This is a genomic window from Ruegeria sp. BJ6 (assembly GCF_056537885.1).
The window spans coordinates 70,731-90,199 of the sequence record NZ_JBQFSG010000012.1 but is presented as its reverse complement, the minus strand read 5'-3'; the positions used below and the strand labels follow the sequence as shown (position 1 = coordinate 90,199).

Genomic DNA, 19,469 nt, shown 5'->3' with positions numbered 1-19,469 from the left:
AATGGCAACAATAGAACTAAAAGACCTGGTGAAATCCTACGGCCCGACCGAAGTTTTGCACCACATCGAAGGCGACATCAACGACGGAGAATTCGTTGTGATCGTCGGGCCTTCGGGATGCGGCAAGTCCACATTGCTGAGGATGATTGCCGGGCTCGAAACTGTAACTTCGGGTGAAATTCGAATTGGAGACCGCCGGGTCAACGAACTGGAACCCTCGGCGCGCGACATTGCGATGGTTTTTCAGAACTATGCGCTTTACCCCCATATGAGCGTGCGGGAGAACATGGCGTATGGCCTGAAAATCCGGAAGCTTTCGAAAGACGAAATCAACCGCCGGGTCGAAGAAGCGGCCGATACGCTTGAAATTCGTCAGTATCTTGATCGCAAACCCCGGCAACTGTCCGGTGGTCAGCGTCAGCGTGTTGCCATGGGGCGGGCCATCGTTCGCGACCCGCAGGTTTTCCTGTTTGATGAGCCGCTGTCCAATCTGGATGCAAAGCTGCGGGTTCAGATGCGTCTGGAAATTCGCAAGCTTCAGCAACGCCTCGGCGTCACCTCGATCTACGTTACACATGATCAGGTCGAGGCGATGACGCTGGGTGATCGGCTGATGGTCCTTAATGGCGGATATGTCGAGCAATTTGGCACACCGATCGAGCTGTATGACCGGCCAGCCTCGGTTTTTGTGGCGGGTTTCATCGGTAGCCCTGCGATGAATTTCTTTCCGGCTCAGTTGCAGGATGGCAATGGGCTGTTGCCCGGAGGCGCCAAAGTGCACACGGGTTCGGTTCCTGATGGTACCGCAACACTTGGCATTCGGCCCGAGCATCTATCGGATGATCCGGATGGCCCGATATCTGTTCGCGTGGAAATGCTGGAACAACTGGGCGCCAACACGCTGATCCATGGACGCCTTGAAGGGACAGATCATGCAATCGTTGCAAGCGTCACCGGCCATGCGAATGACGGTGTCGGCAGTCTTCGCCGCTTCAGCGTCGAGCCTGCGCTGATCCATTTGTTCGACCCGGAAACCGGCAAACGTCTGGAGAAATAATGAAATTTCCACAGATAGCAGCATTTTCCGGCGCGCCCTCGGTTATCCGGCTTGTCGGCCATCGCGGTGCGCGCGGTATCATGCCGGAAAATACCATTGAGGGTTTTGAGTTTGCACTTAAAACCGGCGTGGAGTTGCTTGAACTGGATGTTACGAACTCGGGCGATGGGGTTCCTGTCGTAACGCACAATCATCGGCTTACCGGTTCAGTGGTTCGGGACAGCAACGGCGCATGGCTGAGCGAGCCCGAACCAAAGGTCTCGTCCCTGCCCTATGCCGAATTGTTGCAGCATGACGTGGGCGGTCTGGATGGGCACAGCGAATATGGCCAGAGGTTTCCCGATCAGGCGTTCCTGAGCGATATCCGCATTCCCCGGCTTGCCGAAGTGCTGGAGCTTTTGCGACAGCCCGAACACCAAAACGCGCACCTTTTGCTGGAAATAAAATCCGACCCGGACTTTCTGCATGACGTTGATGCCCGTGAAAATCTGGTCCGGTCGGTGGTCGAAGTTGTCAGGCAGGCCCGTCTGCAAGAGCGCACGGTGCTGCACAGTTTTGATTGGGGGTTGCTGGCGTTGTGTCAACGTTTTGCCCCGGAAATTCCGGTTTCGTTTTTGACCCAGCAACCGGAAAACGCAGCGGATAAGGGTGAGGATTCCTCGCAGGAGGTTAATCCGATCAAAGGCATGTCCATCATGGATCTGCCCGAAATGATTGCAAAAGCATCCGGTCAGTTCTGGTGCCCCTACTATCTTGATATTACGTCGCAGTCCCTGGCCCGCGCACGGGAATTGGGGTTGAAGGTTGTCGTTTGGACGGTCAACGAACCCCGGGACATCGAGAATATGATTGAATTAGGCGTTGATGCGATCTGTTCTGATTACCCGGGACGCGTCCAACGCCAATTACTCTGCCGTGGGCTACACTGGCAGGGTTGAATGCTCTGGTCGTAACTCTGGGCCACATCTACATTTTTTCCAAAACTGTTCCCAAAATGGGTAATGACGCGTAGTGTGTCGGTACTTGCGACACTGGCCAATAGTGCAGGCAAGGCGTCGCCCCAGCAAAGGTGGTGAATAAATGCATAAGGTTTCAATTGTTGGCGCCGGGATCGCTGGTCTTACGGCAGCACTAAGACTTTTAGAACGTGGCTTTCACGTAACCCTTTATGAACAGGACAATTTTATCGGTGGGATGTTGCGATCCCACAAAGAACACGATCACGGAGAATGTCCGCGCGAACACAGCTATCACATGCTGTGCAATTGGTATTACAACTTCTGGTCGGTCGCCAAAGATCTGGGAATCGAAAAGAACTTTACCCCGCGGGAAAGTTTCAAATTCCTCTACAAGGGCCATCTGGATGACATGCCCGAAATGGTCAACCCGGGCGGAATTCAGGACTTTTATCGAAACCTGACAGGTGGTGCAGCTCCAACGGAGGAGTTGTTTCTTTTCATGTATTCGATGGTCGACCTGCTTTCGATCCCGGACAGCGAAGACGACAAACTTGATCGGATGTCCTTCAATGGCTGGTTGCGAGGCCGGCCTTATTGCACGGACGAAGTTGTGAGCCTGCATGAAAAAATCTGGCAGACGGTCTGGGCAATCGACAGCTGGCAGGCCTCTGCCCGCAGCTACAAAACGTTTCTGAAATATGGCAACCGCGTTCCGGTTCCTCAGCTCTGGCTGTTCGACGGGCCCAAGAAGGACACGCTGCTCGACCCGTTTCTGAAAAAGCTCCATTCGTATGGGGACAAGTTCGAAATAAAATACCTGCACCGGATAAAGGAGATTCATCCGGATAAATCCGGCCAGAGGATTGGCAAGCTGGTTTTTGACGAGGTTACCAAATCGCCTTCGGTCTATACGGACTGGAAGGTCAAAAAGAAAAATATCGTGTCCGACGTCTCGGATCAGAACGTCATCATCAGCGTTTCGCCGGGTGCGTTCGCGTCCATGGTCACGAACGATCTGTACATTGCCGATCCTGATCTTGGACAGGTCCGCTATCTGGAAGCAGAACCCATGGCCTCGGTCGAGCTTTACCTCAATCGCAAGCTCGACGACATACCGGACGAAGTCGTCGTGTTCATGGACGCGCCGTATGAGATGACGTTCTTGAACTATTCCGCCACATGGGGCCTGGAAAACACGTTCCTCTATGTCACCGTCTCGGACTTCAAATCACTGCTGTCGGTCGAACCCGAGCGTCGGGATGCCAACAATAACGTAATTCTGGATTTGAAAAATCCCAAGACCGCCATCGATTATATCTTGCGCGAGATTGTGGAAAATCTGGATTTGACGGTTGCAGATATCGACCTGTATCAGACCTCGGTCGAAACCAACACGGGCGAGGAGTTGTTCGCCAACCTGACCGGCAGCTGGGCCCATCGTCCCGAGGTACAAACGGGGTTTTCGAACATGTTCCTGGCAGGAACATATGTCAGAAACTTCGCGGATGTCTCAACCGTAGAGGGTGCCTGCGCCACGGGGCTGATGGCGGCGGAAGGCGTGCGCAAAATGGCGCAACTGGAACCGAACAAGGGCGAAGTAGGCACGCCTATCGAAATGATCACACCGGAATTTTATCCAAGCCAAATGTTCCAGGCGCTAAAAGTGGCATGGGCGCCTCTTGCCGCCAGTGCAAAAGCCTGGTCATTCGCGGACAAAACTCTGGGGATCAACAAATTCTGGCCACCTAAGGACTTCAAACTTCCCAAATCCAAGTTCACCCCCAGCCCCGATGACCTGGGATCGCTGTTCACCGATTGGCTGCCTGCCAGCAAGTGGGACAAAAAGACAATGGGTCTGGGCCCATTGTTCTGGAACTACACGGTTGACGGTAAACGGCGGAAATAGATACGAAGTTAAGTAAGTAAGTTCAGAGAAGACCCATGACAACAAAGACAATTGAGGCGTGGTTAAGTGAAATTGGCTTGCCTCAATACGGTGAAGTGTTCGAAGAGAACGGCATCGACCTGGATATTCTGGGGGATGTGACTGACGAGCACCTGAAGGAAATGGGTGTTTCGATACTTGGCCATCGTCTCAAGATCGCCAAGGCCATCGCCGCGCTTAGCTCTGCCCCGGTCGCCGCCAAGCCCAGCGGAGCGATGGCCAGTGAAGAAGCGGCTGAGCGGCGGCATCTGACAATCATGTTCTGTGATCTTGTCGGCTCGACAGCACTTTCGGCCCGACTTGATCCGGAAGACTACCGCGATCTCATGGCGCTTTATCAGGCCACGGTTTCCCGTTTTGTTATCAAGGCGGGGGGACACGTCGCGCAATACCTTGGCGATGGGGTCGTTGTCTATTTCGGCTATCCTGTCGCACAGGAGGATGCCGCCGAACGGGCATGCCGGTCTGCCCTTGAAATTGTCGAAGCGGTTGCGTCTCTCGACACGACGGCGGGGGAATCCTTGCAAGTGCGTATCGGCATTGCCACCGGCACGGTTGTGGTCGGGGACCTTGACCGCACTGGTGTGGATTCCACCTCGGCCGTTGCTGGGGACACCCCCAACCTTGCCGCCCGTTTGCAAGGCCTGGCAAAGCCGGGGCAGATCATAATCGGCGACCGGACCCATTCTCTATTGGGTGATATGTTTGTCTATAAGCCCCTGAAAAACATTCAGCTGAAAGGTTTCGCACCGGGACAGGTCGCATGGCGCGTCGTTTCCGAAGCGCAACGGCAGGAAAGGTTTGCCGTCACATCCGCGCGCAAAACGCTGACACCACTGGTTGGCCGCGAAAAAGAACGCGCGCGCCTGATGGCGGCGTGGGATGACGTCAAATCCGGGAAAGGCAGGGTTTGCCTTGTATCGGGCGAGGCCGGGATCGGCAAAAGCCGGCTGTCCTACGAAATTGTTAATCAGGCCAAGATTGAAGGCGCGCGGGTTTTCCACCTTCAATCCGCACCCTATTTCGAAAACACGGCCCTCTATCCCATCCGGCGTCGGATCGAGCATATGCTCGATTTTTCGGTCGAAGATGACGACGAAGTGCGGCTGGACAAGCTGGAAAAGCTGGTCGTCGCCGAAGGGGATCTGGGTGAGGCGCGCGCCCTTATGGCGTCGCTTTTTTCATTGCCCTGCGACAGGTATCCGTCACTCAACCTTTCACCGGCGCTGCAAAAGGCCCGCACGAACGACATGCTGATCGAGCAGGTCATTGTGCAGGCCAAGCAAGGGCCTTTGCTGGTGCATTTCGAAGACCTCCACTGGATCGACCCTACATCGCTTGAGCTTTTGAACAGCTTCGTGGAGAAGCTGGTCGATCATCCGATTTTGCTGCTGGCGACCAGCCGACCGGAATTCAGCCCTGAATGGGACGTTGATCATCTTGAAACCCACAAGCTCTCGCGACTTTCAACTGCCGAGGTCGAAAGGTTGTTGGACAGCATTACGCAAGAGAAAGCCTTTACGCCCGAGCAGCGCAAACAACTGCTGGACCGCTCTGATGGGGTGCCGCTGTTTGCCGAAGAACTGACCCGCTCCGCTATGGAAGCCAAAGACAGCGTCGATCTGGTGCCCGAAAGCTTGCAGGACAGTTTGATGGCCCGTCTCGACAAGCTGGGTTCGACCCGTGAATTCGCCCAGATCGGGGCCGTGATCGGGCGCGAATTCGATATCGATCTACTGGCACAGGTCACAGACACACCACTAACCGAGCTTTCGGATTCGATGGAGCTACTGGCCGAGGCCGATCTGGCCTATCCGTCTGCAAAGGGGAATAGCTGGATGTTCCGCCACGCGCTGATTCAGGAGGCCGCATACCGGTCGATCCTGCGCAAACGTCGATTTCAGCTGCACGGAAAAATCGCGACAACGCTGGAGGATAAGTTTCCCGAGCGGTGCAAATCAGGGCCTGAACAGGTTGCAAACCACTTTGTGGCTGCGGGTCTTGGGGACCGATCAGTTTCCTACTGGCTGACGGCAGGGAAATCAGCATGGGGACGGGCTTCGATGAAGGAAGCCTTGGTGCAGCTAGGTCACGGGTTGGATTTCGTCAACGAAATCAAGGACCCGGCTGAGCGTGCCAAGCTGGAGCTTCAGCTTCAGTCGACCATCGGTGTCGTCCATTTTGCAGCAACCAGCTATGCCTCACCTCAGGCGCAGACAGCATTTGAGCGCGCGCGCGAGCTGTTTGGAGATGTGGACGATTCCGATCTTCGCGTCGCCGTTCTGTATGGAATCGGTGCGTTTCAAACCATGCGAGGGGATGTCGAAGCAGGGCACAAGACTTTTGCTGCGCTGGCGGAAGAGGCCGAGCGCAGCGGAAACGCCCGCTACGAAATCTACTCGGACGCCATGCAGTGCTGGTCGCATTTCAACCGCGGTGACTATGCCGAGTCGGTTCGATATGGCGAACGTGTGCTTGAGCTGTATGATCAGGGTGTCTGGGATCAGCCTGGTCCGCGTCTTTCCGCCGCCGAACCAAAGGTGATTTCCGAGTGTTTCCGCGCAGCGGCTCTCTGGTCATTGGGGTATCCCGAACAGGCCGTAAAGGTCGGGAACGATATTCTTGAATATACCCGCACCCTGCCAGACCCGTATTCACTGGTCTACGCGCTGTCGAATGGCGTCATTCGCGTGCACGACTGGAACGGCGACTGGGATAAGGTCATGGAGTTGACCGAAGAATGCAGCGCGGTGGCCAGCGAATACGGCTATGGATTCCTCGGACTGTGGGGATCGTTCTGGCGCGCACGTGCGATGGCGCAGAAAGGTCAGCTGGAAGAAGCCGAGCAGATGACCGCAAAGGCGGCGGCCGCCTGCAAGGCTGCGGGCGTTCATTACCACCGTGTCTGTTTCGAGGCCAACCACGCACGCCAGCTTATTGCGATGAACCGGCTGGAGGATGCGGCCGCTGTGCTGGACGATCTGCAGGGGCCGTTGACCGAAGGGGGCGAATTCAATCACGCCATTGAACTGAATCTTGTCAAAGCCGAACATGCGCTGGCTTGCGATGACAGGTCAAAGGCCGAAGAATTCTATCAGGCTGCTCTGACATTGGCAGAGGAACGGTCGGCCCTGTCCTGGCAGTTGCGCGCGTCACTTGGTCTGGCGTCCTTGCGAACCAAAAAAGACATTCGAACAAGCCTTGTCCAACCCGTCTACGCGCAATTTCAGGAAGGTCATTCGACCCAATACCTGACCGCCGCCAAAGAACATATTTAGCAGCGCACAGGTTCGCCCGCGTCAGCGGGCTTCGCCCAGTGCGCGGGTGCGATCAACCAGAGTGATCAGCTTTTTGGGATCCTTTGCAAACCGTCTGGCCTCAGCAATCGCGCTTGCGGCAATTCGGTCCAATTCGGCCTCGGCTTCCGGCAACGCTGCGCGAAAGGCTTCGGCCAAAGCGTCATAGTTGTCCGGGTTGGGGTTGCGGAACATCGCTGCCACCTCTGGTTCACGCACTGCGATTGCCGCAGGCAGGGTCAGGATGCCGTCACGGATGTCTTCTTCACCGCCACCACCAAGCGCCTCGGTTCCGCGCACATCCGACACGTCGTCACACGCATGGTATAGTGTACCAAGTAACGCGCCGTACTGGCGCAGACCTTCGCTGCGGTCCCCCAAACAGGCGGCCACCTCGAACATGGAACCGGTGTCCTCCTGCGCCAGCCGCCGCCAGTCTTCGACGCCGCGGGGCATCTTGCGACTGTCCCATTGCATCACTTCAGCCACGCCCAGACGCGACATCAGTTCGGACAGCAGGGAAATAACCTGCGGGTCCCGGGCCATTATCCGATACCCTTCCGCGACCATAAAGCCGGATGTCATCAGCGCTGTCAGTTGCCCGAAGGCCGTGTGCATTGTCGGCTTGCCGCGACGCTCATCCGACTGGTCCAGAATATCGTCAACGACCAGCGTCATGTTGTGGAACAATTCCAGCACCAGAGCTGCCTGAATGGTGTCGTCCGACACCTCATCGCCGCCCGCCGCCGTTTGGCAGGCAAAAATTGTCAGCGGCCGAAAATACTTTGACCCCGCAAGAAACTGCTCGCCGAGCTGAGGCTGCATTTCCGGCGGTGTGGATTTCACCCATTCACCAATTGCAGCGCGCAGTGTTTCGGTTTCGGCCTCAAATCCCAGCTCCGGAATAATCCAATCGGAGCGAACACCTTCGTTATTCATGATTTGGGCTTTGCATAGCGGCGAGGACCATCCAGATCATCATCGTCCGAATTCACCACATTGCGGAGTTCCGCTTCGATATCCATCAAGTCGCGCTGCAAAAGCTTGGCCTCACTCATCGACAATTCCGAAATTTCGCGCAGGATAGCGCGCGCCTTGTCCAGTAACACCAGTTGCTGCGCTTCCAAAGATTGCCCTTTGGGTTCGGGCACGATCGCCTCGATCGCGTCCACGCCCTGTGTCCCGATGATCGCGGCAACCTGCTGCCAATACCGCAGGGCCGAAGTCAGCCATCTGGCCTGTGCCTGCGCCAGCAGGTACATCACGTCCGACTGAAATCTCCTGCCGCCGGTTTCATGGTCTTTCAGCGACGCCAGAACGTCCTTCAGCGCTGAAAGATACATGGCCGCCATGTCGTCAATTGACGACGGATCATGAAATGTCTTGCGTGACGGGTCGCTATCCTGATCCATAAATCTATCCTGTTAACTGTGGTTAACATGCTTCAACATTCCCGCCGAAAAGGAAACAGTTATTCTTCACTTTCCGGGGGTTGGTGGAAACACTATCCGGGTTTGGGCAGTTCGTAACCAAAGCAACCGAGGGCAGGCAATCCCGGGATTTGCGTTGGAACAGGAATATGCAATGCTCTAGGTTCATCCTTGTTATTTATTATTGGAAAAACCATGAAACATTATCTTTGCACGGCTGCTCTTTGCCTGAGCGCTTCCGCAATGCCCGCGTTTGCAGACGAAAACTGCCCCTGGGCCGGAGGAGAGTACGAATTCAAGGAACACGGTATTTATGGTGACTTCACCGTCAACGGCGACTGCACCCAGCTGGTCTGGAGCCGCCTGAGCGACGGGCCCGAAACAACCGCGCTTGCAAAGACCAATGGTGGCTGGGAAGGAAAGCTTGAAAAGGCGGACGTAGAGCTGCTGGAGAATGGTCGCAATCTCAGGATAACCGGTAATGGCGGTGCCATGCGACAGGCCAGCGCCAAGAGAAAGAACTAAATTCTGACAACAGCATGCTGTCATGAAACCTGCATCCATTTGGCGGGGACGAGTGTACGAAAACGGTGACCGGTCTGCGTGAACGTATTTTGATGTATGGTGCCGTCTTCGTTGGTGGTGCATTGGGGTCGCTGCTGCGCGAGGTTTTCGCGCTGGAAATCCCCGGCGCGCCTTTTCTGACGGCGACTTTCGGGATCAACATCGCGGCCTGTCTTATGTTGGGCTGGCTTTATGCTGTCCGGCATCGCGTTCACGCCCATGTAATACACTTGGGCGCCATCGGATTCTGCGGCGGATTATCAACATTCTCATCATTCGTGGCAGAGCTTGAAAGGCTTGCCCAAGACGGAATCGGTTACGTAACTGCGGCCATTTTTTTTGAAATTGCCTTTGGTCTGGGCGCTGCGATACTGGGCGAGGCAATCGGGCGGCGCTATCACGCGCAGAAAAAGCAAAGATGAACGAGTTTTACCTGCACGCCGCATTTGCCTTGGGGGGTGGACTGGGTGCTGTTCTGCGCCACTGGCTTACCCGTGTTGTCACCCATGAACTGCCCTTGTCCACACTGATCGTAAATGTGGCGGGCTGCCTGCTTTTGGGCCTCTGGCTCGGGTACCTTGGAGACCTTCCAACAGTGCCCGAAGAAGAACGCCGCCTTGTCTTTGGCTTTTGCGGCGGGTTCACTACGTTTTCCAGCTTTGCCTACCAGTCGCTTCAGCTTCGCCGTGAACGCACTGTTCTAATGGCCGCTGGCAACGTTCTACTAAGCCTCGGTCTATGCTGGATCGCGCTGTGGATCGGGTTGCACCTGAGCATGTGACAGACCCCGGCCCGCAACATTCAGCGTTAGAAATGGATGGCAGACGCCCGTTCCCAATTGGCAGCATAAGGTTCCGGCACGTCGCCATTCAACAGCGCGCCATCCGTCAGGAACGTATATAATTCGGCATAGCTCCGTTCCCTTTCGTCGGCAGTCCGCCGCAGGATATCCGAAGGCTGCAGCTCGCGAACGGTTTGCCGGCCCATCGCACCCAAAATCTCACGAAAGCTCTCCAATGTGGTGTCATGAAAGCGGTGAACGCGCTGCCGTTTTTGCGGCACATTAATTGCACGTGCCCGCACCGGATCCTGAGTGGCCACGCCACTGGGGCAGCGGTTCGTATTGCAATGCAGCGCCTGAATGCATCCGACCGCAAACATCATGGCCCGGGCCGAGTTGCACATATCTGCCCCCAACGCGAACTTTTCGACCAGATCATAACCGGTGGCGACCTTGCCCGAACAGATTATGCGCACCTTGTCACGCACGCCGATCCCCCGCAGGCAGTTGTGAACGAAAATCAGCCCTTCGTTCACCGGCACACCCAGACGGTTCGAATATTCGACCGGTGCAGCGCCAGTACCACCTTCAGCCCCGTCGACCGTGATGAAATCTGGCAGAATACCGGTTTCGAGCATCGCCTTGCATATCCCCATAAACTCCGAAGGGTTCCCGATGCAGAGTTTGAACCCCACAGGCTTGCCGCCCGACATCTCGCGCAGATGTTGCACGAATTTCATCAGCCCCTCGGGCCCGTCAAATGCGGAATGAGTCGGAGGAGAAATCACATCCTTGTGCGGCTCAACCCCGCGAATTTCCGCAATCTCTTCATCCACCTTGGCTGCGGGCAGAACGCCACCATGGGACGGTTTTGCCCCTTGGCTCAGTTTGATCTCGATCGCCTTGACCACATCTTTTCCGGCTTTTTCCGCAAATTTGTCCTTGTCAAAGCCGCCTTCAGGCGTTCGGCAACCGAAATACCCGGTCCCGATCTGCCAGATGATATCTCCGCCTTCTGCCAGATGATGGGGGCTGAGGCCGCCCTCGCCCGTATTGTGAGCAAACCCGCCATCCCTTGCGCCACCGTTCAGCGCTCGGATCGCCGTATGGCTGAGCGCACCGAAACTCATCGCCGACACATTCAGGCGGGATGCGTTGTATGGCTTGTCGCATTGCGGTCCGCCCAGCGTGATCCTTTCTTCGCTCTTGTCCACTTCCTTTGGCGCAAGCGAGTGATTGGACCGGTGATAGCCGACCTTCATGATGTCATATTGTGTGCCGAAGGCTTGCGTATCCTGCTGCCCCTTTGCGCGAGAATAGACCAACGCGCGCGTAATCCGGTTGAACGGGCGGCCGCTGTCGTTTGTTTCCACAAAATATTGGCGGATTTCGGGGCTGACGAATTCCAGCATGTACCGGAAATGCCCCAAAACAGGATAGTTGTTCAGGACGTTGTGCTTTGTTGTGGTCAGATCATAAAAACCGATCAGAACATAGGGGATGACAATCACCAGCAACCACAGGGCCGGTGCCCAGAGCCATCCCAGCAACAGCGTCAGCGGCAGGCCGAGGAAAGCGACAGCGTAATAGATTTTGCGTACCATTCTTCCATTCTCCGACAGAAGTATTCCGTAGAGACCCCGGTGAAATCCGGGATCGCAATGTCAGTTCCAGATGCGGCCGGTCAGATTTGCGCCGATAACCCACCTCACCATTGTGCCTTGAGTTCCTTGACCCAATTGTCCCACTGCGCATGATCGCCCTTGGCCAGCAGAATACCTTCTTTGAGCTTGGACATGCCAAAACCCCAAGCCATGTCAGCCTTGATATGGGGCGGCATCACCAACTCGCCCGGGGTTACCATCGCTTCGATTATGAAAGGCTTGCGGCTGGTCTTGGCTTGAGAGATCGCATCCCTGATGTCGGCGGCATGTTCCACCCGGACGCCATCGCCGCCGCACACTTTGGCGTATTCGGCAAAATTGGGGTTCACAAGGTCGGTCGCCGCGGGGTTCATCGCATAGCCCGATACCTGCATCTCCATCTTCACGAAACCAAGCGTCTGGTTGTTGAACACGATCACCTTGATCGGCCAGTCATAGCGAACTGCAGTCACAAAATCCTGCATCGACATGCCAAATCCGCCGTCGCCACAGAATGTCCAGACCTCGCGGCCCGGGTCCAGCGCGGCAGCGCCCAGTGCAGACGGCAGACCCGATCCCAGCGATGAATGATTGAATGAACCAACCATGCGCCGACCGTTCTTCATCCGCGTTTGCCGCGCCACCCAAACCGTACATTCCCCGATATCCATGGCAAAAACCGCATCGTCAGCAGCCTGATCCGAAATCTCGCGGGCAAACAGCTGCGGATGCAACGGTTCAGAACTGCGCTCAAGGCTCGCCTCCTGATCCTGCTGTTTTAGCCACTTGGTGCAAAGTCTGATCTGATAGTCGGCAAAACTGCGGTCACTTTTTTCCTCAATTTTCGGCAATAGCAGGTCCAACGTCGCCCCGACATCTCCCAAAAGACCTGATGCAATCGGCGCGCGGCGACCCAGATTTTCGACGCTCCGGTCGATCTGCACGATCTTGGCCTTGTCCGGCAAAAACCACTCATACGGAAAATCCGTGCCGATCATCACCAGAACATCGCAATCTCGCACCGCGTGGTACCCGCCGGGGTTGCCGATCAACCCGGTCATGCCGACAACGTTCGGATCATCGTAATCGAAGATGTCCTTGCCTTTGAGTGAATGGGCAACAGGCGCATTCAGCCGCTTGGACAGGGCCATGACCTTGTCCTTTGCATCGCGGCAACCAACTCCGGCAAAGATGGCGACTTTTTTTCCGGCATTGATGATCCCTGCTGCCCGGTCGATCTCACAATCCGGCGGGATCAGGGTTGATGGCGTTTTCACCAGCGGATGCATCTGGTGCAGACTTGGCACCGGCTTTTCCGACACATCCATGGGAAGTTCGATCCGGACCACCTCGCGGTTGAGCAGCGCGCGCTGCACGGCGATCTGGGCCAGTCGCGGCATCTGGTCCGGGGTGTTGATGACGGCCTGATAGGCGCAGACATCCTCGAAGACCTTGTCCAGATTGACCTCCTGATGATAGCCGGTGCCGCGTTCGCGATGCGCCACCTGACCAGTGATCGCAACCACCCCGGCCCCTTCACGTCTGGCATTATAAAGCCCGTTGATAAGGTGCAGCGCACCGGGGCCAACCGTTCCTGCACAAATACCGATCCCGCCTGTCAGGTGCGATTGAGCATAAGCGGCATAGGCTGCGTTTTCCTCGTGGCGGACGCCGATCCATTCAAACCGGTCATCCCCACGCATCGCTTCCAGAAGCGGGTTGAGTGCATCACCGGTAACACCAAAAATCTGGTGACCCCCTGCGTCGGCGAGAATATCCAACAACACTTCGCAGACGTTCTTGCTCATCGGTCCCTCCGGTCTGGTCGGCGTACAGGCTACACGCCTGCCTTATGAAAAATGTTCAAATACTCTGGCCATAGTAGGTGGCCAAAACAAAAAAATGTAAAGTTTCAACAGGATTGCAGATACCCGTAAGGCTCGTGCACTCGGGATTTTTGCCAAATTCTGTAGTTTTGCACCTTTCAACGTGGGTGACGTACAAAAGGTTTTTGTCGCTCACGGGCATTTAGGTCGCAATTCGGCTTGCCGGAATCGCAACAACAGGCCCAACTGACACCATGATCAAACATTGCGTTCCAAATTGTCTGAACCGCCGTATCACCGGCTGCGATCTGGTCACCCGGGGCTGAGATCGGATTTTCCCGTCTCTGATGCTTTGATGTCCAGCTTTGGAATGCCCTATGACCACTCCTCCTGCATTGCGCCTTGCCATTGATATTGGCGGCACTTTCACCGACACCGTTCTTGTTTCAGGTGACGAGACCATTGTCGCTTCGACCAAGACCCTGACAACGCACCAAAACCCCGCCGACGGAGCCATGGAGGGTGCCGCCCGCGTCATGGCACAATCGGGCCGGCATCTGGGTCAGGTAACCGGGTTCATACACGGCACGACTCTGGCCACAAACGCGCTGATCGAACGGCGCGGGGCAACCGTCGCCACCATCACCACCGAAGGGTTCCGCGACATCCTCGAAATCGCTTACGAAAGGCGATATTCGCAATATGATATCAATCTGGAAAAGCCCGATCTTCTGGTGCCCCGAGACAGGGCGCTGACCGTCCGCGAACGAATGTCCGCAGATGGTAAGGTTCTGATCGAGATGGACGATGCATCGATCAATGCGCTGCTGGAGCAGCTTGATGACAGCGGTGCCGAAGCCGTTGCGATCTGCCTCATGCATTCCTATGCAAATCCCGCGCATGAACGCCGGTTGCGCGATGTTCTTGCAGGCCAGCGACCACAGCTGAAGGTTTCGATCTCGTCCGAAGTCAGCCCCGAGGCGCGGGAATTCGACCGTCTCTGCACCACCGTCGCCAACGCCTACATCCAGCCGCTGATGGAAACCTATCTGTCACGATTTGCCGAGCGGTTTGCGACCGAAGGTGTGACCTGCCCGATCCTGATGATGACCGCTGGTGGCGGCATGTGCACCATCGACACCGCCGCACGGTTCCCGATTCGATTAGTCGAATCCGGCCCGGCCGGAGGTGCCATTCTAGCGGCCCGGATCGCGGCGCGTTCAGGATTGGAACAGGTGCTTTCATTTGACGTAGGCGGCACCACCGCCAAGCTTTGTCTGATCGACAACGCCCGCCCGCAGACCTCGCGACAGTTCGAGATTGCCCGCGCAGCGCGTTTCATCAAAGGCTCGGGTATGCCGGTTCGAATTCCTGTAATCGAAATGATTGAGATTGGCGCGGGCGGCGGTTCTATCGCCGGGGTCGACCGGCTGGGCCGCCTGACCGTTGGACCCAAATCGGCAGGGTCGGAACCCGGCCCGGTGGCGTTTGGCCGGGGCGGCGACGAGCCTACAGTGACCGACAGCGACATCGCGCTTGGTTATATCGTGCCGGACACATTTGCAGAGGGGCATATCAGCATCGATCCGCAAGCCGCGTCTGCGGCTTTGGAAAGGGTCATCGGTGCGCCGCTGGACCTTGGTGCAATCGGTGCTGCCGATGGCGTCAGTCGGATCGTCGACGAAAGCATGGCCAGTGCCGGGCGGATGCATGCGGTAGAAAGCGGCAAGGACCTGGGCGCGCGCACGATGATTGCCTTTGGCGGCAACGGTCCACTGCATGCAAGCCGGGTGGCACGTTCCGCAGGAGTCGACCGGATCGTGATCCCACCCAATCCGGGCGTCGGTTCTGCTGTGGGGTTCCTGTTCGCGCCGGTCTCGTTCGAGATCGTGCGCTCACGCTATTCGTTGCTGAACGGTCTGGATGTCCAAGCGATAAATGATGTGTTCGACGAAATGATTGCCGAGGCACAGGCCGTCGTCTCGCAAGGCGCTGGTGATGCTCCTGTTCAGACATTCCGCACCGCTTTCATGCGTTACAGCGGTCAGGGCCACGAAATCGAAATACCTCTGCCGAACCGGGCACTTTCCAAAGAAGATATCGTGCCACTGACAACAGCATTCGAGACAGAATACCAAAGGCAGTTTTCGCGCCCCGTTCCGGGAATGGAGATCGAGATACTGAACTGGGCAGTCCGTGTGTCCACGCTGGACCGACCTGATCAGTCAGTTCCGGCGATGCCACCCCCCGCCACGGTCAGCGTATCCGAGACCCGCCCGATCACCTGCGACATTGACGGTACAATAAAACAGGCCGCCTTCGTGGCGCGCGACAGCCTGCAACCGGGCGACCGGGTCACTGGCCCTGCCCTGATCACCGAACCTCAGACAACGACGCTGGTCTCGGCCGATTTCTCGGCCCATGTGGACGGTGTTGGCAATCTTGTTCTGATCCGTGACCGGAAAGGAGTTGCATGATGAACATGACCCCGACAAACGATCTGTCCCCTGCCCGCTTGCAAGTGATGTGGAACCGGCTGCTGGCAGTGGTCGAGGAACAGGGACAGACCCTGATCCGCGCCGCCTTTTCCCCAATTGTCCGTGAATGCGGCGATATCTCAGCCGGAATATTCGACGCCAAGGGCCGCATGCTGGCGCAGGCCGTGACCGGCACACCGGGCCATATCAACACCATGGCCGAGGCGGTATTGCATTTACGCGACCGCTTTCCGGTGCAGGACATGCAGCCGGGCGACATCTATATGACAAATGACCCCTGGCTGGCCTCAGGTCATCTGAATGACTTTCTGCTGATGATGCCGGCGTTCAGGAACGGCAAAGTCGTAGGTTTCACCTCGTGTACGTCGCATCTGGTGGATCTGGGCGGTCTGGGCATGGGACCGGAAGGGTCCGACATCTATGACGAGGGCCTTCTGATCCCACCTTGCAAATTGGTCGAGGCCGGAGAGCCCAACGCGCTTTTGCTGGACATCGTCCGCGCCAACAGCCGAGAGCCCATTGCCAATGAGGGCGACATCTATGCCCTGATCGCCTGTTGCGAGGCGGGCGTGAAACGGCTTTTGGACATGATGGAGGAATTTAGGCTCGACGATCTTGAGACGCTCTCACAATACATCATCGACACGTCACGGCGCGGAACGCTGGAGGCTATCGCAGAGGTGCCCGAGGGCGTCTACAAGAACGCCCTGAAGATGGATGGCTATGAAAACGAACTGGAACTGCATGCCACACTGACCGTCAGCAAGGATGGGATGCATGTAGATTTTGCAGGCACGTCCGGCTGTTCCCGCAAAGGTATCAACGTGCCGCTCAACTATGCGACCGCCTATACCGTTTTTGCGCTACGCTGCATCGTGGGGCCGGACATTCCCAATAACGCAGGCTCGCTGGAACCCTTTACCGTGACGGGACCCAAAGGCTGCATCCTGAACGCGCAGCGCCCGGTTCCGGTCGCCATGCGGCACACGCTGGGTCAGGTGACACCTGATCTGGTACTCGGGTGTCTGCATCAGGCCCTGCCCGATGAAGTTCCGGCCGAAGGCGCATCCTGCATGTTCGATCTGCCTATGCGTCACGCGCCCGAGGTGGCGAGGGATGGAGGGCGCGAATTTGCCGTCGAGCCCGTCCACAACGGCGGCACTGGTGCCCGCCCTCATGCAGACGGGCTGTCAGCTACCGCCTACCCTTCAGGGGTATACGGCTCTCAGGTCGAGATCACCGAAAGCGTGGCGCCTGTCACCATCTGGCAGCGCGAGTTGCGCCCGGATTCAGGTGGCGCGGGTAAATACCGGGGCGGGCTGGGACAGAGGATCGAGATGACCTCGGCCAACGGTGCGCCATTCATTGTGTTTCTGTCGGTCGAAAGGCTGAAGTTCCCTGCGCTTGGCCGGGATGGAGGACTGCCCGGCGCGCCGGGACGCATCCGGTTTCGCGATGGAGGTGATGATATCCCCGGCAAAGGCGAGCTTCGGGTTGAGGCAGATGACTATCTGATTTTCGAAACCCCAGGCGGCGGTGGTTTTGGCGATCCGTCCGATCGCGACCCGAAAGCTGTGGCGCGAGACCGCAAACGGGGGCTGGTGACCGAGGCCGGAGCCAAACTGTATCGAGGTGCACCATGATCCGCCCCGTTCCTCATGTTCACGCGATGGCGGCCTATGCGCTTGCCGATCTTGGCGGGTCCGATACCGTCTCGCTGGCACAAAACGAAAGCGCCTTTCCGGCAAGCCCAGCGGCTATCGCTGCCGGGCGCGCGACGATGGATCAGGTGCCGCTTTATCCCGATCCGGAATGGACCGGAATGCGTGCGGCCATTTCCCATGTTCACGGGCTGGACCCTGCGAAAATCCTGTGCGGCGCAGGTTCGATGGAACTGATCGGTTGCCTGATCCGCGCCTTTGCCGGGCCCGGCGATCGTGTTCTTGGCACTGATTACGGCTATGCCTATGTGGCCTCGGCAACCGCGCAGGTGCAGGCGGACTATGTCAAGGCGCGCGAGGTTGATCTGACGGTATCGGTTGACGACATCCTTGCTGCGGTGACCCCGAAAACGCGGATCGTTTTTGTGTGCAATCCAGGTAACCCGACCGGGACCCTGATATCAAACTCCGACGTTCTGCGTCTGCGGTCGAACCTGCCCGCCGATGTGCTTCTGGTGGTGGATCAGGCCTATGCCGAGTTTGCTGATGCAGCTCAGGACCCCGGAGATATTTTTGGTTTGGTGGAGCGGGGCGACACCGTGGTCATGCGCACATTGTCCAAGGCTTACGGGCTGGCGGGCGCGCGGGCAGGTTGGGGGTATTTCCCTCCCGATATCGCCAATGAACTGCGCAAACTTCTGAACCCGAACAACATCTCGATCTGCTCTCAGTCTATGGCGGCCGCAGCCATGCAGGATCAGGCCCATATGCGGGAAACCGTGGCGCAAACTGCCGAAATCCGCGACGGTTTTGCCAACGACTGCCGCAGGCTGGGTCTGGAGGTTCCCGACAGTCACACCAATTTCGTTCTACTGAGATTTGATAGCCCTGATACTGCTCGCCGCGCCGATACCGCGCTGCGCGAGGCTAAGCTGCTGATGCGCGGTATGGGCGGTTATGGTCTGCCCGATTGTCTGCGCGCCACCATATGCCAGCCTCCGGTAATGGAGCGTGCGTTTTCAGTGTTGAAAGGAGTTCTGACATGACGATCCAGACACGAACCCGCGCCAAAATTGGTGTGCTGGTTCCCTTCACCAACACCAATCTGGAACCGGACATGGAATTGATGCGCCCACCCGGCACCACTATGCATTTTCAACGCATGGGCGGTTACGATGTGGATGAGGTTCCGGGCGCGGATCAGATGGCAGGTCTTGGCGCGTCGGATATCAGCCATGATCTGCGGATGATTTCAGGTGTCCGCCCGGACGCGGTGCTGTACGGCTGCACCTCGGCGACACTGACCCACGGACCAGAATTCGACACCGATCTGGCGCGGCTGATCAAGGCAGGCTCGGGCGCGGTTTCCCTGACTGCTGCCGGATCGCTGGTCGCAGCGATCAATGCGCTGGGGGCCGCCCGCGTGGGATTTTCCTCGCCCTATCTGGGTGAAATAAACGAACAGGCCGTGGCGTTTCTGGCTGAAAACGGGATCGAAACCGTCAAACGTGCCGATATCGGTCGCGAGCTTGGCAACTACGGGCAGGGTGAACTGACACCCGATGAGGTATTTGAACTTGCCTGCCGGGCCGACCATCGGGACGCGCAAGCCATCGTACTCAGTTGCACCGACATGCGCGCAGTTGAGGCCGTCAACCGGATCGAGGCACATCTTGGAAAACCTGTCGTCACCTCGAACCAGGCCATGATGTTTTGCCTGGTGCGTGCGCTTGGCTTGCCGCGGCACGACAACTTGCCCGGGGAACTGTTCAATCAGCTTTAATCTGCAGGTGATCATAGAATGCGCCC

General features: G+C 57.1%; 15 protein-coding genes. 11 read left to right on the top strand and 4 right to left on the bottom strand.

The genetic code is table 11. The features are described 5' to 3' along the window. The first annotated feature begins 1 nt into the window (after position 1). The 4 genes from ACR0D6_RS20100 to ACR0D6_RS20085 all read left to right on the top strand — a co-directional run bounded on the left by ACR0D6_RS20100 (position 2) and on the right by ACR0D6_RS20085 (position 7,239). Positions 2-1,057 carry a sn-glycerol-3-phosphate import ATP-binding protein UgpC gene (locus ACR0D6_RS20100; RefSeq protein ID WP_480766833.1) on the top strand — a complete coding sequence of 352 codons (1,056 nt, stop codon included), beginning with the start codon at positions 2-4 and terminating at the stop codon, positions 1,055-1,057. Further along, positions 1,057-1,995, top strand: a complete 939-nt coding sequence (locus ACR0D6_RS20095) for a glycerophosphodiester phosphodiesterase (RefSeq protein WP_480766832.1) — start codon at positions 1,057-1,059, stop codon at positions 1,993-1,995. The genes ACR0D6_RS20100 and ACR0D6_RS20095 overlap by 1 nt, the downstream gene beginning before the upstream one ends. A gap of 142 nt (positions 1,996-2,137) precedes the next feature. Next, positions 2,138-3,922: an FAD-dependent oxidoreductase gene (locus ACR0D6_RS20090; RefSeq protein ID WP_480766831.1), complete on the top strand. Its 1,785-nt coding sequence runs from the start codon at positions 2,138-2,140 to the stop codon at positions 3,920-3,922. Between the two features lie 35 nt (positions 3,923-3,957). Next, positions 3,958-7,239 (top strand): adenylate/guanylate cyclase domain-containing protein, encoded by a 3,282-nt coding sequence (locus ACR0D6_RS20085; protein WP_480766830.1) that lies wholly within the window; start codon positions 3,958-3,960, stop codon positions 7,237-7,239. A 21-nt stretch (positions 7,240-7,260) separates the two neighbouring features. Here ACR0D6_RS20085 and ACR0D6_RS20080 read toward each other — a convergent pair whose 3' ends face one another. Together ACR0D6_RS20080 and ACR0D6_RS20075 are read right to left on the bottom strand one after the other, a co-directional pair. Next, positions 7,261-8,196 (bottom strand): polyprenyl synthetase family protein, encoded by a 936-nt coding sequence (locus ACR0D6_RS20080; RefSeq protein ID WP_170652765.1) that lies wholly within the window; start codon positions 8,194-8,196, stop codon positions 7,261-7,263. Then, the gene (locus ACR0D6_RS20075) at positions 8,193-8,669 is read right to left on the bottom strand and encodes a hypothetical protein (protein WP_170652763.1); all 477 of its coding nucleotides are present in this window, start codon (positions 8,667-8,669) and stop codon (positions 8,193-8,195) included. Before ACR0D6_RS20075 ends, ACR0D6_RS20080 begins: the two co-directional genes overlap by 4 nt. Before the next feature lie 213 nt (positions 8,670-8,882). On the opposite strand from ACR0D6_RS20075, the gene ACR0D6_RS20070 reads away from it, so the two are divergent. The 3 genes from ACR0D6_RS20070 (at position 8,883) to crcB (ending at position 10,032) form a co-directional block, all read left to right on the top strand. Further along, positions 8,883-9,212, top strand: coding sequence for a hypothetical protein (locus ACR0D6_RS20070; RefSeq protein ID WP_480766829.1), 330 nt, complete (start codon positions 8,883-8,885; stop codon positions 9,210-9,212). Positions 9,213-9,277: 65 nt separating this feature from the next. Further along, positions 9,278-9,673: a fluoride efflux transporter FluC gene (locus tag ACR0D6_RS20065; RefSeq protein ID WP_480766828.1), complete on the top strand. Its 396-nt coding sequence runs from the start codon at positions 9,278-9,280 to the stop codon at positions 9,671-9,673. After that, positions 9,670-10,032: a fluoride efflux transporter CrcB gene (crcB, locus tag ACR0D6_RS20060; protein ID WP_480766827.1), complete on the top strand. Its 363-nt coding sequence runs from the start codon at positions 9,670-9,672 to the stop codon at positions 10,030-10,032. The genes ACR0D6_RS20065 and crcB overlap by 4 nt, the downstream gene beginning before the upstream one ends. A gap of 26 nt (positions 10,033-10,058) precedes the next feature. On the opposite strand, the gene ACR0D6_RS20055 is transcribed toward crcB, so the two are convergent. After that, complete coding sequence (locus ACR0D6_RS20055) at positions 10,059-11,636, bottom strand: FMN-binding glutamate synthase family protein (RefSeq protein WP_480766826.1); 1,578 nt, start codon at positions 11,634-11,636, stop codon at positions 10,059-10,061. Between the two features lie 104 nt (positions 11,637-11,740). Continuing rightward, positions 11,741-13,483 carry a thiamine pyrophosphate-dependent enzyme gene (locus tag ACR0D6_RS20050; RefSeq protein ID WP_480766825.1) on the bottom strand — a complete coding sequence of 581 codons (1,743 nt, stop codon included), beginning with the start codon at positions 13,481-13,483 and terminating at the stop codon, positions 11,741-11,743. 395 nt (positions 13,484-13,878) lie between these two features. Here ACR0D6_RS20050 and ACR0D6_RS20045 point away from each other — a divergent pair, with 395 nt between their 5' ends. Genes ACR0D6_RS20045 through ACR0D6_RS20030 form a run of 4 tightly spaced genes read left to right on the top strand, consistent with a single transcriptional unit; the run spans position 13,879 to position 19,443 of the window. After that, a complete protein-coding gene (locus tag ACR0D6_RS20045; RefSeq protein ID WP_480766824.1) occupies positions 13,879-15,978 on the top strand; it encodes a hydantoinase/oxoprolinase family protein in 2,100 nt (699 codons plus the stop codon). Then, complete coding sequence (locus ACR0D6_RS20040; protein ID WP_480766823.1) at positions 15,978-17,642, top strand: hydantoinase B/oxoprolinase family protein; 1,665 nt, start codon at positions 15,978-15,980, stop codon at positions 17,640-17,642. The genes ACR0D6_RS20045 and ACR0D6_RS20040 overlap by 1 nt, the downstream gene beginning before the upstream one ends. Then, positions 17,639-18,706, top strand: coding sequence for a pyridoxal phosphate-dependent aminotransferase (locus ACR0D6_RS20035; protein WP_480766822.1), 1,068 nt, complete (start codon positions 17,639-17,641; stop codon positions 18,704-18,706). The genes ACR0D6_RS20040 and ACR0D6_RS20035 overlap by 4 nt, the downstream gene beginning before the upstream one ends. Then, positions 18,703-19,443, top strand: a complete 741-nt coding sequence (locus tag ACR0D6_RS20030; protein ID WP_480766821.1) for a maleate cis-trans isomerase family protein — start codon at positions 18,703-18,705, stop codon at positions 19,441-19,443. Before ACR0D6_RS20035 ends, ACR0D6_RS20030 begins: the two co-directional genes overlap by 4 nt. Positions 19,444-19,469 lie beyond the last annotated feature (26 nt).

Coding starts and splice junctions, on each gene's coding strand:
- ACR0D6_RS20040 (WP_480766823.1), top strand. CDS start 15,978: ATGAACATGACCCCGACAAACGATCTGTCCCCTGCCCGCTTGCAAGTG.
- ACR0D6_RS20075 (WP_170652763.1), bottom strand. CDS start 8,669: ATGGATCAGGATAGCGACCCGTCACGCAAGACATTTCATGATCCGTCG.
- ACR0D6_RS20095 (WP_480766832.1), top strand. CDS start 1,057: ATGAAATTTCCACAGATAGCAGCATTTTCCGGCGCGCCCTCGGTTATC.
- ACR0D6_RS20030 (WP_480766821.1), top strand. CDS start 18,703: ATGACGATCCAGACACGAACCCGCGCCAAAATTGGTGTGCTGGTTCCC.
- ACR0D6_RS20050 (WP_480766825.1), bottom strand. CDS start 13,483: ATGAGCAAGAACGTCTGCGAAGTGTTGTTGGATATTCTCGCCGACGCA.
- ACR0D6_RS20070 (WP_480766829.1), top strand. CDS start 8,883: ATGAAACATTATCTTTGCACGGCTGCTCTTTGCCTGAGCGCTTCCGCA.
- ACR0D6_RS20090 (WP_480766831.1), top strand. CDS start 2,138: ATGCATAAGGTTTCAATTGTTGGCGCCGGGATCGCTGGTCTTACGGCA.
- ACR0D6_RS20085 (WP_480766830.1), top strand. CDS start 3,958: ATGACAACAAAGACAATTGAGGCGTGGTTAAGTGAAATTGGCTTGCCT.
- ACR0D6_RS20055 (WP_480766826.1), bottom strand. CDS start 11,636: ATGGTACGCAAAATCTATTACGCTGTCGCTTTCCTCGGCCTGCCGCTG.
- ACR0D6_RS20080 (WP_170652765.1), bottom strand. CDS start 8,196: ATGAATAACGAAGGTGTTCGCTCCGATTGGATTATTCCGGAGCTGGGA.
- ACR0D6_RS20045 (WP_480766824.1), top strand. CDS start 13,879: ATGACCACTCCTCCTGCATTGCGCCTTGCCATTGATATTGGCGGCACT.
- ACR0D6_RS20100 (WP_480766833.1), top strand. CDS start 2: ATGGCAACAATAGAACTAAAAGACCTGGTGAAATCCTACGGCCCGACC.
- ACR0D6_RS20035 (WP_480766822.1), top strand. CDS start 17,639: ATGATCCGCCCCGTTCCTCATGTTCACGCGATGGCGGCCTATGCGCTT.
- crcB (WP_480766827.1), top strand. CDS start 9,670: ATGAACGAGTTTTACCTGCACGCCGCATTTGCCTTGGGGGGTGGACTG.